Source organism: Bacillus cereus group sp. N24 (assembly GCF_016483345.1).
Lineage (GTDB): Bacteria > Bacillota > Bacilli > Bacillales > Bacillaceae_G > Bacillus_A > Bacillus_A toyonensis.
Genome location: NZ_JAEHCA010000001.1, coordinates 344127 through 359031 on the forward strand (window position 1 = coordinate 344127; position 14905 = coordinate 359031).

Consider the following 14905-nt stretch of genomic DNA (forward strand, 5'->3'; position numbering starts at 1 on the left):
ATCTTTTTGCTATTCATCGAAAAAACAATTTCCCTTTTACTACTTCACTTCTACCGTATAATTCCCTGTTCCCCCACCATACTGATACACATGTAAATAATATTTCCCTGGATACGTATAGTAGCTACCTACTAGTTGATTTCCTTGTTGCTGGGCATACGTAACATAATTATTTAAATCTGCTTCTGAATAAAGAACCCAGTTTACTCCAATATTATTTTCTTTCGTTACATTGATTTGAAGGTTTTTAGCTGTTTCTACATTTATTTCAAAGAAATCACTTGTATCACCATTTCCTAAACTAGCACGTAAAATTTGATTCAACTGCAGTTTATTTGCTGTTTGGAATGAATTGTTTGGCTCTTTTTCTACACTGTTATCTTCTTTCTTTTTAACTGTCACACTCGTTGTAGCAGTATTAGTTGCTCCCTTATCGTCTGTTACTGTTAATTTCGCTGTATATGTTCCTTCTTTTGTATAAATGTGCGTTGAGTTTTGTTCATTACTTACAGTACCGTCTCCAAACTCCCATTTATAAGAAGCGATTTTTCCATCTTCATCTTTTGATCCATCGCTTTTAAAAGAGATTGCTTCGTTCACATTTCCGCTATACGGACCATTTATAACTGCGAACGGCGCTTTATTCACAGCTCCTTCTTCTGTATTCATACCATGGAACACAACGTCATACTCAAATTGTCCTGATGCATTCACACGATAATTCACAAAATAAGCTGTTACTGTTTTATAGCCTGTCCATTCTTTTGTACTTAAACGTTTTAACGTATCATTCACCTTTTGTGTAATTGTTTTCCAGTCTTCATATTCTCCTTTTGCAGCAGTACCTGTATATGTTCCTTGTAGTGTAAATGTATTAAAGAACTGTGATTTATTTTTCTTTACAGATACATTTTTTACATTTGCTTCCGCCGTAATTTCTGCTGCAATATCTGAAACTGGTTTCGATGCGTGCGTTGCTAAATAATCATCTGATACTAACGGAACATTATATTTATCACGATTATCAACTAACATTTGCATATAGTCTTGATACTCTTTATTTAAATTCGCATCTTTACTTAACGCAGAGCGATATGCATCATATGCTGTCACATCATTTTTCCTAATAAGATCATGAACTTTATCAAACATATCATACCTCTTATTGTACATGTACGATTGTAAAGCGAAGGAATAATTATAGAAATCCCACGTTCCATACTTTGCATTTAACGTTCGCTCGGCCGTATAACGCTCTGCTGGATTTGAAGATAATCCTCCTATAATGCTTTTTCTCGGTACAACATTATCCGTTCTCGTTGCTCCTGCAAAAAATTCAGCATTTCCTTCTTCAAACCAAGATAATCTTTCATTTTCATACATCTTACCTTGTCCCCATAGTCCTGGCACTTCATATCTACCTTGTAAATAATGCGTGAACTCATGTCGAAATAACTCTTCTAAACTATAAATACTTTCTTGTGGTGTACGTTCATAAGTAAAGAATGTACCTGTTCCTTCTATATAAAGACCACCATTATTCGTTTCATACCCGTACAATTGACGATTAAATTGATATTCTGCTGGACTATTATAAATAACCATCGTCAATACATCATCTGGATTCCCTTTTTCTAATGGCTGGTCACTTTCAACGGTACGATGGAATTGTGCCTTCACTTCTTTCGCTGCCCAATATAGACGTTTTACTTTTTCCTCAGTCACTTTATCTCCAGCTTTTAAAACAATTGCACCATCATCAAACGTATACGTTTTCGGTAAATATTTTTTCTTACCATCTTCTCGTATTTGATCTAAATTAACCATATTTCCATTTGCATCTTTTCCGCCGTAATTTGTCGCGATTTGCTCAGCTGCTACGAAATATTGCTCCCCTAAGTACGGGTATATGTTCATCGCATCTGTTACAACTTGTAACCCTTTCGTCCCTGTACTATGGAACGTACCGAGTCTACCTGTATAATAAATGCCATTGTTAATAAGCCATCCGTTTTTCGCTGTAATCGTTCCCATTAATGCAAAACGACTTAGCTCATTAATATAACTATCTATTTTCTGATACCATACTGTATCTTTCGGCACTTTTCTCGTATCGTACAAATATGATTGAATATCGTAATCCACACCTTGCATAATATCGTAAATCGCATTTCCAGCTGAAAGATTATCTACCAATGTAGAAAAACTATCATTATATTGTTTAAAAATCTTCGCAGCCGATGTTATCGTTTCCACATCACTCGAAGCGTTTCCTATTAATTTTCCGTATGATGATACAACTCTATTTTGTTCTAATGTACCGAGCTTAAAATTCGGGTTGCTCGCAATCGTTTTTAATGCAGGTAAGCATTTATCATGATAGCTTCGTTCATTCAGTTTACTTAATTCTGTATTATAAAATCCTAAATAAAACCCAGATCGCAATACCTCTACTAATGTCTCAATCCCTTTTGAATCATCTTGCGTATAAGTTTGCCCTTGCTGCTTTAATTTATCAATAATCGCCTGCATCCTACTATCATTTTGATAGAATGCTAGACTGTCTTTATTAAACTGAAATAGCCCCGTAATTTGCTCCCAGTCGATTGTTACAAGTAAATCTACTAATTGCTGATTGCTTAATTGATTTAATTCAGCAATTGTATAAGTTTTCGCTACAGCTAATTGTTTACTTTCTTTTTTTACTTCTGGCGGTCTTTGCGATAAATCAGCAAATTGTAGCCTTTTCTCAAAAGACTTATTTTCTAGCACTTTTGATGAATGAGCTAATTCTTGCACTGGCAATTGTACACCAACTGGCTCCATTTTGAGCACATTTCGATAAGAAACTTGCTCTTCCTTAGTATTTTCCGCCGATATGCTCCCTTGAAAACTCCCTAACAGTAAACTAGCAAAACTTACCCCTACTAAAACTTTTTTTGAATAGCCTTTCATACTCTCCCCTACCTTACATTTTTTAGTGCCCTACACTAATATCTTACTATTCTGACTATTTATTCTGTATTGAGAAAAAATAAGGTAACGTTCACATATGTATCCATTCATAGCAAAATTAACGCTTGACTCTCCATGCGATTTGTGTCAAAAAAAGGATAGATAATAGCGAAATTTCTGCTACATCTAACCTCTTTTTCAACGCTATGAATTTAACTTTACAAACGTTATTTCTGGTAATGTTTGTATATATTGAATGAATGCATTCTTTTCTTCAGGTGATATATTTTTCAGCTGCATTCCTACCTTATAAACTACACCTGTATCTTGCTGTAAAGATTCCACTTCATATGAAAGTATTGGAATACCTTTCATATGAAGCTTCTCTAATATTTGTTGTACCGTTTCATGTTTATTCATACAAATTTGCACTGTTATATTTTGCGGAAATAAAAATCGCACTTTAAAAATACGACTTACAATCTCTAACCCAATTAAAACGAGAATCGTAGCTCCAATCCCTACTACATACATACCCGCTCCAATTGCTAATCCAATTCCTGCTGTAGCCCATAAACCAGCCGCTGTCGTTAATCCTTTCACTACCTGTTTTTGAATAATAATTGTACCTGCACCTAAAAAACCTACTCCACTAACAACTTGCGCTGCAATACGACTTGGATCAAGGGACATATGATTTTCAAACATAATATCTGAAAAGGCATATTTCGAAACAACCATTATTAAAGCGCTCCCTACCGCTACGAGGAAATGAGTCTTTAATCCAGCTTCTTTTGATCGAATTTCCCTTTCAATACCAATCATTGCTCCTAATAAACCAGCAATACCAATTCGTAAAATAAAATCAATATGTAAGCTCACGAACACTTCCCCCTTTCATTCATTATAGATGGATAAAACAAAAATTATCACACACATCCATTTATCGATATAAAAACATTCCATCAAAATTCACTTACTATCCCAACGCTTTTATGCTAATATTTTAAATATTAGCATAAACAAGATAACCTATTTCTCATACAAAAAAACCTTTAAGTTCAACACCTTACTTATCTTCAGTTAAAAATTGCATATGAAGTGCAAGAAATGAGGTTGAGAAAGCTAGAAAACGCTTTCATTTTCTGCCTTGATTTTTGTGAAATAAAACATAAATAAAAGGAGCTTACTAGCAATGAATGTCTTTTTGATTACACCTACTACTGATTTACAAGAAGAATACTTAGATTTTTATAACGAATGGAAAGATAGCGGTGAAACGATGATTCCTTGGGTTATTTCAAAGGCCCCTTCTAACTTTCCGGCTATGATTCAAGAATTACTCGATGCACATAACGGAGTAAACCTTCCTGAATCTTGGGTACCAGACTCTACGTATTGGCTCGTTACAGATGAAAATAAAATTGTAGGAGTTGTTAATATACGTCATAGTTTAAACGAACATTTATTTAACGCTGGAGGTCATATCGGTTATGGCATTCGCCCTTCTGAAAGAAGAAAAGGTTATGCTACGAAGTTATTAGAGTTATCGCTAGAAAAAACGAAGGAATTAAACATTGAGAAAGTACTTGTCGTTTGTGACGAAGTGAATACTGGATCAGAAAAAACAATCTTACATAACGGCGGGCTTCGTGATGATGATTTCATTGAGGAAGATGGAAATATTGTAAGAAGGTTTTGGATTGAACTATGAATAATTAAAAACAAGCCAGAAAGTGATTACACACTTTCTGGCTTGTTTTATGCTACTTCTATTTCAAACTGTACTGTAATACCACTTGGATCTACTACTGTAAATCCATTTGTAGTTTCATCTATTTCATGTTGTTTTTCTATTAATCTTTCTTTCACTTCATCTAACGCTTCTTTATGCGGTAGTACGATCGTATATACCTTTAGTCCAGTTGCATGTGCTGGTGGGTGCGGATTATTTACTCCGTTCCACGTATTTGTACCGATATGGTGATGATAGCCTCCTGCCGAAATAAATAAGCAATCCTCTTCACGCTGTTGTACCTCAAAGCCTACAGTCTTTACATAAAACTCATGTGACTTTTCTACATCAGCTATTCGTAAATGTACGTGTCCAACGACAGTATCAGCAGGTAAACCAGCAAACTCATAATCAACGAGCGTTGCCAATGCTTTTAAATCAAGCGGCGTACTTCCTCCTGGTCCTTCTCCCCATTGATCGCGCGGGCGGTCTGCATATATTTCAATTCCATTACCCTCTAAGTCTTGTAAATAAAACGCTTCGCTATACGTATGATCACTTGCACTATTAAACCTTGAAATTGGTAAAATTTCATTTGAATATGTATAACGCCCTTCTTGTTCAGCCGGGCTATCAATTACATTCTTATTACGAAGAACCCCAAATAGTGCCGAAGCAAAAGCTTCACGAGTTGGAACTAAAAAAGCAGCATGATATATACCAGTCGTACGTGGTTCTTGCAGTGCCCCATCCTCCAACTTTTCAAGAACAAGTAGCGTATTCTTACCACCCTTTCCAGATAAATACGCTTTATTCCCCTCTTGTTTAATTACTTCTAAGCCTACTACATTCTCATAAAAAGCAATTTGACGTTCTAAATCTTTCACTTTAAATGCAACATGACCAATACGTGTTTTCGGATGAATTTGTACCATGAATAACTCCATCTCCTTATCCCAATATTTTTCCATTACATATAACCGTTACTATGAAGAATACAACCAAAATCACCCTATGTAAATAAGAAAAGTCAGAATTTATACATATTTTTATTTTCTTAATAAAAAAGCCACCTCTTCTAACTTTCAGAAAAAGTGACTTTATAACTCTTATCTCATTTTATGTACTTCAGCAACTAACTTTCCGCCCTGAATGCCCATATAAAGCTTCACAGGTGCGTCGTTCGTGTTTTCAAATACTAAGTCTAAGTATGGATATGCAATTGTAGCATCTCTTCCTTGTGGCACATAACCTACTGTTTTAGAATGCGTCGTTCTCTCTACCATTTTCAAACCAGCTTGATCTGCTGCATTGTATAAAGTCGAAGATGTTTGACAAACACCCCCACCATATCCATCTACTAATTTACCATCTACAATTTCTTTTCCTAATTGATATCCTTTATCTGGCGTTGTATCACCGATTAATGCATTAAAAGAGAAGCGGTCTCCTTTTGCTAATACAACTCCATTTATGCTCGCCGCTGACAAACGAATATTCTCAATACGGCCACCTGTTGATCCACCTAAATTCGTTTCATATCTACCAATTACCGTACCACTTCCTTGCGCATCACTTAATGTTGCCGCAGGCTTTTTCTCTGTGATTGGTAACTGATATGAAGAATCCCACATACCAACATTTAACAATTTATCTACTAATTCTTTTTCCATTAATTCATAAGAAGGTTTTCCTTCTTGCCAACTTCCATCAGGTGCTATACGTGATGGAACCATCTTTTTATCAACGGTTTTCCCAACCTCACTAGCAACCTTCGTTACCGATTTTTTAAATTTTGCTTCGTCTTCAAAATAGCCTAAACTAGACAAATCTATTTTTTTCACTTCAGTACCTGTTCGACTATCAACTAAACTAATAGAATCCTGCACTTCTGCTTTAGCCGCGACAGTGTGTCCACCAATATCACTTACTAATGCAACATCACTTACTTTTGTACCACAACCACTCACTACAGCTACGCATAGCACCCCAACTAAAATACCCTTTATTTTACGGAACAATATACTCTCTCCTTTTCCCCAACACTGCTTTTATGTATTATTTCATTTTTATGTATGTTTTGTTACAATCATTTTACAATATGTTTATAAAATGTTACAAGTTATTTTTTACTCTATTTAAATTACTCTTTTCTTTTGTAAATGTCTATACATATTTTTATGAAAATGTAAGTTTAGCAAATTTGTAACCTTTATGTAACCTCTCCCCTTCTATCCATTATATACCATTAAATAAATGAAAAACAAATGTAACAACTCCCTGTTCTTATTTATAAAAGTAAATCACGTAAATATAATTAGGTATTTGCCGTGCCACTGCTCCGCTTTTACACATACAGTATCGTGTATTTAACCTATTTTAAAGAAATGGAGGACGTTTTTATGTATCCCTACAATCCATATGATCCATATAACCAATACGGTTATCAGCCTCAATATGATTTACAAGCACAATACCAACAATATATAGATCAAACAGAACAAGTTAATCCATATGACCAAAATAGACAATTTCAACTTCCAATCTCTTTCCCTGGTACTGGAAACCGTCAACTAGAACGACGAGTAAATGAGCTTGAGCAAAGAGTACGTCAATTAGAAAATACTGTTGAGCGCCATACACGTAGACTAAATCGCTTAAACCAACGTTTACGTACAGTAGAAAACAGACTTAACATTCCATTTGCAGCGCTAGAAGACGGATTTTAATTTTGAAAATAAAAAATATATAAGGAAGGGTCTTCCCTTCCTTATATAAATTGACGAAAGTTTTCTCCATCTCTATACTGATAAGAGTTAATGAAATGAAACAAGGTGATAAATATGGATTTTGAAATAAATTATCTTTCTTTTTATGTTGTACAAGTAGAAGGAAAAGGTGAAGCAGTTGATAAACGCTATAAACATTTTCAAACATTAGACGCTGAAGAATATGAAGATAGCTCTTTAAAAGAATTTTTGAATGGTGAATTATTAAAAATTTCAAAGCGAAAAGTAGAACGTCATGCCAAAACGGAACAAGCCCCAACAAAGATTGGGCGCTTTATTGTAGAAGAAGGGCACGAACTCGATTCAAACCCTCATTACAACCTATTTAATCGTATTCGTTTTGCAGAAACAAAAGAAAACTTCAAAGATATGAGCGAGCCTCTCGTTTATACATATCTTGACACAAGCGCTGTTCGTGGTGGTGTATTTTTAATCGCGCAAGCAAAACTACGTAAATACTTTGATGACCCATTCGTATTCGTTATGAAATGTGACTTTGAACCGAAAGTTGCCTCTATTTCAGATGAATCAACACTTATTCGTAACGTTGAAATGGCCATCACAACGAAGAATATGAAATCTATCCAATATCCGTACATGCCTGAAGAAGGTATGGTTGAAGTAGGCGAACTAAAAATACACCAAGCATCACATGCCCGCTACTTCGAGGACTTCTTAAAATTCGTCGAATACGAACGCTCTATGCCTGAAATTATGAAAACACAAGTAATGGACATGGTATACGACCAAATTGAAGATGTATTTGAAGAAGGTACTGAAGAACGCGAACAATTCGACCAAGCAATGGAAGTATGGGCTGCCAGTCCGAAGCGAGAAATTATGGAACAATTTTCAACCGAAGAAGTAATGGAAGCTACCGCTCAAATCGTCGAGCACGCCCCAGAAGTGGAATTAAAGCTAAAAGCAGATCATATCTCTGTGAAGGCCCTGCTTGCTGATTTCGGAGATCAAATACATATCGCGAAGGTAAATGACCGATACGTATTAATGATTGAGGCTGATACACTTACGTTTGAAAAAGGCTTCTCTCCTATTGAGTTTCTGAAGCCAGATGAGTTGCAAGATGTGATTGAGCGGATTGAGAATAAGCAACAGTTTTCATATGATCCGAACGGGGTTGAATAAAGAAAATCAAGTAACCAATAAACATGTTTTAAATAACAACTATGTGTCTACAAGTGAGACCACACAATACTAAAAATTTCGATTCTAACATTGAATAAATGCTTCCCTATAACTATTTTTTTACTGAGCGCTATTAACAAAGCGCTCTTTTATTTTGGACTTACTTGACGTTTACTTTAAAAACCGACTCTACTAAGAATCGGTTTCTCTGCTTTATAACAAGATGTGCTTATGTATTAATTTTTTTTGACTTAAGATAAAATTTGTTGCAGTATCTAAATAAATTCGTTCCTTGTTGTACAAACACATTTCCAGTTGAAATATCCTTTTCAATATGTTCTTGTATACAACGTACTACAATTTTTTCACTTTTTACTAATAGACCCAGTCCTTCTATAAGTTTTTGATGTTTTTCCTTATAGTCACTATGTATGTTATTAAAATAAAAATTTCACTTTACTACCTCAAATTTATTGTACTCGTAAAAAGATAATTGAAAACGATATTCTGGATGCTCTCTCACCCAATCGTAGGCTTCTTCTAAAATATCCATTTTATTTTGTGGGTCATTAAGTTCACTGCATTCGTCTCTTTTCTGTTTGCACAGAGGGCAGAACCCATTCACTATCGTGGCACTCATCGCACTAATAGTTTTATTTTCTAAGTCAACTAATATATGAAGAATAAGAGAATGTTCTGCTGTTGTAGTCACCATCATTTCAGCAATCCTATCCTCATTCCAAAAGACACCGTTTAATTCCATCTTTACGTTAATATCTTTGATATCCAAATTTATCATCATCGCATCTCCCATATATATAACGCTTATCTTACTCTTCAATTTTAATCTTTAATTCACCGCGGTTTAAAGATATATTAAGCTTTTTCTAAATCCTTTTTACTATAAGAGGAAGTGTAATAAAAATAAAAAGTGATGTGAATATAATATAAAAAATAAAACAGTTAAAATGTTAAAGATTGCTTCCATTTAACTGTACCCTCTTTCATTTTTATGAGCTCTTATTTTATTAATATATTTTAAAATTCTTACGACACCTTAATTTTCAAAGCAATTATAATAGCCAAATTACAACAACAAATTAATTCCTAATTAAATTTGAATACTTTACTCATCCGTCAATACGATGACTTTAAATTTATATAGCTAGAAATGGAGGAGAATGTCACCTAGACTGTGCATTCTCCTCCATCTCAGCCAAATATTTAAGCTGCCGCTCCGCTTTTCTCACCGCTGTAGGGAAATGTTTTTTCAGAAGTTCTACTGTATTTTCACTTATATAATACCTTTCCGTTATACTTTCCCACGTTTCACTACTTTCAAATGTACTCCACACAAATGGTCGTTCTGCATGTTTCTTCAGTTCTTTAAACACCCATTTTCGCATCTTTTTTTTCGCTTTTTCTGTTAGTTTTCCGTTCTTTACAAGTTCAAGCTCACCATGTCTCTTGTATCGCTTATTAATATCTCTCTCGCTATATATTTTAAGAAGTATATTTGCTGTATTCTCAGCATCTGCTAAAGCGCGGTGCTGTTTCCCTTCCCACGTTAAGCCGAGCTGTTCTACTGCAAATTGTAAACTTGGTGTATGTTCAAACAATTCTTCATAAGCCTGGAAAACAAATTTTTGCAAATCAAATCTACTGTCTTTTTCCATACACGGGCATTCTAGGCCATGTAATGTACAATCATGAGATAGAAAATGATAATCTTCTTTTCCCCATGAAATAAATACAGAATCTTCTCCAATGAACTGAATAAATTTCTCTATAATTTGAGGGAATTTCTCTACACCAATTAAATCTTTCTTTGTAATTCCAGTTAATTTTGTTGTATGACGAGTTAATGGGGCACTTGGTTTTACTAACTCTGAAAATTCTCCAATAACCTTCATTGTACTCACATCTATTTTTACAGCTCCAATATCTACTATTTCTGACGGATCTTCTGATTTATACGGCCTAAAATTCCTTTCGATATCAAACACAATAAACCGTGTAGCGTTTTTCAATTTATTTACCTCTTTCTAAAATCCTTTTCACACACATACTTTATTTTCAGTATCTATTTATTCATACACTTTATGCATGAAATACCTCGTATAAAAAACAAAAATTCAGTCTTATTATCATATGTACATTGGAGGATATTCAATAAGAACGCAAAAAAAAGAAGGGCGAGCCCTTCTTTTTTTCAAAAATTACTTCTTGTTAACGTTAGTAGCTTGTGGTCCACGGTTACCTTGTTCTACTTCGAAAGTAACTTCTTGACCTTCTTCTAAAGTTTTGAAGCCGTCGCCTTGGATAGCTGAGAAATGAACGAATACGTCTTCTCCGCCTTCAACTTCGATGAAACCGAAACCTTTTTCTGAGTTAAACCATTTTACTTTACCGTTTTGCATGAAAAAAATCCTCCTACAATGTACCTATATGTACATATTCATTTTCAACCACCTTACAATAATAAACCAGACATTAAAAAACTGCAACCCCTGAGGAGATTTAACATTGCTATCCTCCTCGGAAGTTACAGCTCATTTAAATCTCTATATTATTAAAAGTAAAATGGTTTAAACATACTATATCATATCAATATAATAAAAGCAAAGTTTTTTTTGCTAAACAACTTTTTTCTTCCACTGCATCGCTTTTGATTCACCTGATCCAGCCACAACATAGCCTTCTTTTTGATTAACAATGCGCCAACCATGCCCTTTAACCGAGTCACATACTGTAACAATCCCTTCATTAAGATGCACACGGCAAACCGTGCTAACGCCCGCCTTATTTTGCGTTGAAGTCGTATATAGCACATGTTGATCTACACTTAAGTCTAAATAGCTACTAGCTTTCTGCTCACTTTGACATGTATGCCAATATAGTTTTTCATTCTCAATACTTTCATCTATGTTACAAAAAGAAATATTACCACCAATTCCTTTACACGATCCACTTGCTGCTACTAGATAAGAATTATGTAGAGTCAACGCAGAAATCATTTGATTCATCGCTATTTTAATTCTTTTTAATTTACGTTTCTCTAAATCAAAAAGCCAAACACCACCATATTTCGCATGTATTTTCGTACCAATAAATAAGTAATGTTTATATAAGAATAACGAACGAATAGACGGTGCATCACTGCCATAATCAAGAAATGGATGAACGGTCTCCCATGTAGAACCGAAATTATTAGAAAGATACAATGTTTTATCTCCATGAGCAATGACAGTTCCTTGTACATTACTACACACATTCCAACTCGTTGCTTTTGTTGGAAAACGCTGAATTGTCCAGTTCTCTCCACCATTCATGCTACGAATAAAAATCCCTTCGTCGCCTACACCATAAACTATATTATCTACGCTATGTAAATCCCTAATTCGTTTTTGAAAGCCATTTAAAATTTGTTTCCATTCTCCGTCTTGTTCAATAAATAAGCCATCATATGTAGTAGCTAACATAAGTTTTCCATCTCTTAATTTTGTAATAGCAGTTGCACTTAACATTGTCTCCACGTTGACACTCCCATTCTTAGAACTTCTCAGCAAATGCAATTGCAAAATTACTGCATTTTTCAATATCCTCTTCATCTTCTGGAGATAATTCAATTTTCAATCCTTCTTGTACAAGTTCTGCACCGCGTTCTACAAGACGTTCTTCAAATATCGTCACCGCTTCACAAAACAGTTCATATGCCGTATCACCTGATCCAAATACAGCTGCTTTTTTTCCCGACAAATCTATATTTTCTAAATCCTCGTGGAAATCTTCTGCCTCAAACGGCAATTCACCATCGCCCCACGTATAAGATCCTAAAATAATTCCATCATAAGCTAGCAATTCTTCAGCATCCATGCCTTCCATCTCTTGCAATACTACTTCATGATCAAAAGCATCCAAACTTACTTTTATTAAATCAGCAATACTCTCTGTATTTCCTGACATACTCGCATACGCAATTAAAATTTTCGCCACTTTGGCATCCCCCTCTTGCAATGAATGATTCTCATTCTCATTATATTAATAATGAGAATCAATTTCAATTATATTTTTCATTTTTATTTATTCCATACAAAAAAGCACAGATGACTATACAATCACCTGTGCTTTTTTATTACTTTTTAAAAATACCAAATGGCTTTCCAACTGGTAAAACAACTTTTCCGAAGTGTGTATTTAACACTGCTGCGGCTGAACCATAGAAAGATAATAATGAAATACATAGTTCAGAATATGCTGCTAAATTATGCATTGCGTGCGGCATAACACCTAAAGTACTTAATGAAAGACCAATAAATAAGAAATCAATAAGTACGAAAATCATAAATAATACTTTATGTGTTTCCATTGCACCAATCGTCATAAAGATTGTGAAAATTAAATATCCGATAAAGGCTACACCAAGCTGTTTTGAATCTGCAGTTTGGGCTAATTTTTCGCCGAATACTCCAAGTTGAATTAACCAAGTCATTCCAACACCTAACCAAAACAGGCCGTACGCACCAAATGCTGTCGTACCGAACGTGTTGTTATGCTTTGCATCGTGAATACATGCAAAGATTTGTGCAAATCCCCCTAAAAAGATTGCCCATGGTAATACAAGTGAAACGCCATCTGTTAAACCTAACTTTTGAGATGATGCTACAAGTGTTACCATTGCTAATCCAAATAGACCGATTCCAGATGGATCTGCTGTTGTCATTTTCACATGATGTGTAGTAGTTTGATTGCTCATATAAACCTCCTGATTATAAACATACTCGAATACAATACTTAAATCAGCAGGCTATGTCAATGGTTTTTTTTGTATGTTGTCAGACCTTACATCTTATAATTATCGAATATACTTTCGACCACTTCGTAAGGTTTTATATTCACATTTTTCAACTCATTTATCGGTATCCATAACGGAATATAACAACCTCTATCTTTCTGCTTAAACTCCTCACCTTTTCCGCTTCCGAATACTCCGTCCGTAATATAGGCTTCATAATAATATTCGGTACCTTTATACTTTATCTTTGTAATAAGGTGCTTTACTTCTATATGTACCCCTAATTCTTCGTATATCTCTCGCTTCGTTGCCTCTTCCGATGTTTCTCCTTCTTCTATTCCACCGCCTGGAAAAACGTAATATACTTCATCGTCTCGAACACGTTTTATTAGAGCAATTTTTCCATCCTGTACAATAATAGCCACGCCGCGATTTCTCATCATTTTATTACCTCAATACGAACCGCAACTGTTCCCCACTTTTCTTCTTGTTCTTTCGTATATATTTTGTATGTACTTTCTAACATTTCCTCTAAACTATCATTTTCACAATCCAATAACTTTTTATCAATTTGCTCGTACATTTCTTTAAAGCTTTCGTATCGCTTTACTTCCGTTACTTTTACAACCATCGTTTCTGCTGTCGTAAGGTTCGTAAATACAATTTCATCGCCTTGTTTTATAAATTGACGTTTTTTATCGTATAAGCGTACTTCATATACCTTTTTTCCTGATTGAATTGACTGAAAAGGTTTATTATATAATCCCATTTCGTATCTCATCCACTCCACTCCCCTTTATTCATTTTCTCTACTAACATACTTACATCTTACTAATTCATACAACACAGTTCGCCTTAATCCACCTTGCATATAATGTTCCATATCCATTACTTGCTTTAGAAAGGATGCTAAATTTGTTATGTTATATTTAAATCAAAAACCTGAATATAGTAAATATGATATTGGTGATTATACTTATAGTAAAGTAGGTCCAACTATTTTTTCTTGGAATGATGAAACGAAATTGAAAATAGGTAAGTTTTGTTCATTAGGAGAAGAAGTCGTTTTCATACTTGGCGGCGAGCATCGTGCTGATTGGATAACGACTTACCCATTTAATGCTCTCTTCGATGAAGGAGCACATATTACTGGTCACCCTTCATCAAAAGGTGATATCGTAGTCGGCAATGATGTATGGATTGGTTATCAATCCTGCGTTTTATCTGGTGTTACAATTGGTAACGGGGCCATTATCGGCGCAAAGAGTGTAGTTACAAAAGACGTACCTCCATATGCAATTGTCGCTGGGAACCCTGCCAAACTAGTTCGCTATCGTTTTCCACAAGAAACCATTGAAAAACTAGAAAAACTTGCATGGTGGGACTGGGATATTTCTGTCATAAAAGGAGCTATTCCATTTCTACTCTCTAACAAAACCAATGAATTTTTCACCTCACCCGAAAAAGAATCTACATGATTGATAC

General features: G+C 34.8%; 16 protein-coding genes. 4 read left to right on the forward strand and 12 right to left on the reverse strand.

The features are described 5' to 3' along the window. Positions 1-39: 39 nt before the first annotated feature. Positions 40-2955, reverse strand: a complete 2916-nt coding sequence (colA, locus tag JDS95_RS01700; RefSeq protein WP_085450444.1) for a collagenase ColA — start codon at positions 2953-2955, stop codon at positions 40-42. Between the two features lie 204 nt (positions 2956-3159). Further along, positions 3160-3837, reverse strand: coding sequence for an MgtC/SapB family protein (locus JDS95_RS01705; RefSeq protein WP_000052096.1), 678 nt, complete (start codon positions 3835-3837; stop codon positions 3160-3162). Between the two features lie 313 nt (positions 3838-4150). Here JDS95_RS01705 and JDS95_RS01710 point away from each other — a divergent pair, with 313 nt between their 5' ends. Beyond that, positions 4151-4669 carry a GNAT family N-acetyltransferase gene (locus JDS95_RS01710; RefSeq protein WP_001100445.1) on the forward strand — a complete coding sequence of 173 codons (519 nt, stop codon included), beginning with the start codon at positions 4151-4153 and terminating at the stop codon, positions 4667-4669. A gap of 47 nt (positions 4670-4716) precedes the next feature. On the opposite strand, the gene JDS95_RS01715 is transcribed toward JDS95_RS01710, so the two are convergent. Both JDS95_RS01715 and JDS95_RS01720 read right to left on the reverse strand, forming a co-directional pair. After that, complete coding sequence (locus JDS95_RS01715; RefSeq protein WP_000249860.1) at positions 4717-5625, reverse strand: VOC family protein; 909 nt, start codon at positions 5623-5625, stop codon at positions 4717-4719. A 174-nt stretch (positions 5626-5799) separates the two neighbouring features. Continuing rightward, positions 5800-6711: a VanW family protein gene (locus JDS95_RS01720; RefSeq protein ID WP_085450445.1), complete on the reverse strand. Its 912-nt coding sequence runs from the start codon at positions 6709-6711 to the stop codon at positions 5800-5802. Between the two features lie 381 nt (positions 6712-7092). Here JDS95_RS01720 and JDS95_RS01725 point away from each other — a divergent pair, with 381 nt between their 5' ends. Both JDS95_RS01725 and JDS95_RS01730 read left to right on the forward strand, forming a co-directional pair. Next, the gene (locus JDS95_RS01725) at positions 7093-7419 is read left to right on the forward strand and encodes a hypothetical protein (RefSeq protein WP_000283716.1); all 327 of its coding nucleotides are present in this window, start codon (positions 7093-7095) and stop codon (positions 7417-7419) included. Positions 7420-7533: 114 nt separating this feature from the next. Next, positions 7534-8625: a DUF3900 domain-containing protein gene (locus JDS95_RS01730; RefSeq protein WP_000345043.1), complete on the forward strand. Its 1092-nt coding sequence runs from the start codon at positions 7534-7536 to the stop codon at positions 8623-8625. Between the two features lie 451 nt (positions 8626-9076). Here JDS95_RS01730 and JDS95_RS01735 read toward each other — a convergent pair whose 3' ends face one another. The 8 genes from JDS95_RS01735 to JDS95_RS01770 all read right to left on the reverse strand — a co-directional run bounded on the left by JDS95_RS01735 (position 9077) and on the right by JDS95_RS01770 (position 14201). Further along, a complete protein-coding gene (locus JDS95_RS01735; protein ID WP_000609018.1) occupies positions 9077-9424 on the reverse strand; it encodes a hypothetical protein in 348 nt (115 codons plus the stop codon). Positions 9425-9809: 385 nt separating this feature from the next. Further along, positions 9810-10655, reverse strand: a complete 846-nt coding sequence (locus tag JDS95_RS01740) for an exonuclease (protein WP_000786433.1) — start codon at positions 10653-10655, stop codon at positions 9810-9812. 189 nt (positions 10656-10844) lie between these two features. After that, positions 10845-11045, reverse strand: a complete 201-nt coding sequence (gene cspB, locus JDS95_RS01745; RefSeq protein WP_001179148.1) for a cold shock-like protein CspB — start codon at positions 11043-11045, stop codon at positions 10845-10847. A gap of 216 nt (positions 11046-11261) precedes the next feature. Further along, positions 11262-12161, reverse strand: a complete 900-nt coding sequence (locus JDS95_RS01750) for a WD40/YVTN/BNR-like repeat-containing protein (protein ID WP_000449502.1) — start codon at positions 12159-12161, stop codon at positions 11262-11264. A 16-nt stretch (positions 12162-12177) separates the two neighbouring features. Further along, a complete protein-coding gene (locus tag JDS95_RS01755; protein ID WP_001062761.1) occupies positions 12178-12621 on the reverse strand; it encodes a flavodoxin in 444 nt (147 codons plus the stop codon). A gap of 139 nt (positions 12622-12760) precedes the next feature. Next, a complete protein-coding gene (locus tag JDS95_RS01760) occupies positions 12761-13381 on the reverse strand; it encodes an acetate uptake transporter (RefSeq protein ID WP_000070943.1) in 621 nt (206 codons plus the stop codon). An 86-nt stretch (positions 13382-13467) separates the two neighbouring features. Then, entirely contained in the window at positions 13468-13863 is a 396-nt protein-coding gene (locus tag JDS95_RS01765) for an NUDIX hydrolase (RefSeq protein WP_144467322.1), read from the reverse strand. Continuing rightward, positions 13860-14201: an ASCH domain-containing protein gene (locus JDS95_RS01770; protein WP_144467323.1), complete on the reverse strand. Its 342-nt coding sequence runs from the start codon at positions 14199-14201 to the stop codon at positions 13860-13862. Before JDS95_RS01770 ends, JDS95_RS01765 begins: the two co-directional genes overlap by 4 nt. A gap of 139 nt (positions 14202-14340) precedes the next feature. Between JDS95_RS01770 and JDS95_RS01775 the strand changes: the two genes are divergently transcribed. Continuing rightward, positions 14341-14898, forward strand: a complete 558-nt coding sequence (locus JDS95_RS01775) for a CatB-related O-acetyltransferase (protein WP_000966318.1) — start codon at positions 14341-14343, stop codon at positions 14896-14898. Positions 14899-14905: the final 7 nt, after the last annotated feature.

Bases quoted from the DNA above. Each gene is read 5' to 3' on its own strand.
- colA (WP_085450444.1), bottom strand. From the start codon at position 2,955: ATGAAAGGCTATTCAAAAAAAGTTTTAGTAGGGGTAAGTTTTGCTAGT.
- JDS95_RS01710 (WP_001100445.1), top strand. From the start codon at position 4,151: ATGAATGTCTTTTTGATTACACCTACTACTGATTTACAAGAAGAATAC.
- JDS95_RS01715 (WP_000249860.1), bottom strand. From the start codon at position 5,625: ATGGTACAAATTCATCCGAAAACACGTATTGGTCATGTTGCATTTAAA.
- JDS95_RS01725 (WP_000283716.1), top strand. From the start codon at position 7,093: ATGTATCCCTACAATCCATATGATCCATATAACCAATACGGTTATCAG.
- JDS95_RS01730 (WP_000345043.1), top strand. From the start codon at position 7,534: ATGGATTTTGAAATAAATTATCTTTCTTTTTATGTTGTACAAGTAGAA.
- JDS95_RS01735 (WP_000609018.1), bottom strand. From the start codon at position 9,424: ATGATAAATTTGGATATCAAAGATATTAACGTAAAGATGGAATTAAAC.
- cspB (WP_001179148.1), bottom strand. From the start codon at position 11,045: ATGCAAAACGGTAAAGTAAAATGGTTTAACTCAGAAAAAGGTTTCGGT.
- JDS95_RS01760 (WP_000070943.1), bottom strand. From the start codon at position 13,381: ATGAGCAATCAAACTACTACACATCATGTGAAAATGACAACAGCAGAT.
- JDS95_RS01765 (WP_144467322.1), bottom strand. From the start codon at position 13,863: ATGATGAGAAATCGCGGCGTGGCTATTATTGTACAGGATGGAAAAATT.
- JDS95_RS01770 (WP_144467323.1), bottom strand. From the start codon at position 14,201: ATGAGATACGAAATGGGATTATATAATAAACCTTTTCAGTCAATTCAA.
- JDS95_RS01775 (WP_000966318.1), top strand. From the start codon at position 14,341: ATGTTATATTTAAATCAAAAACCTGAATATAGTAAATATGATATTGGT.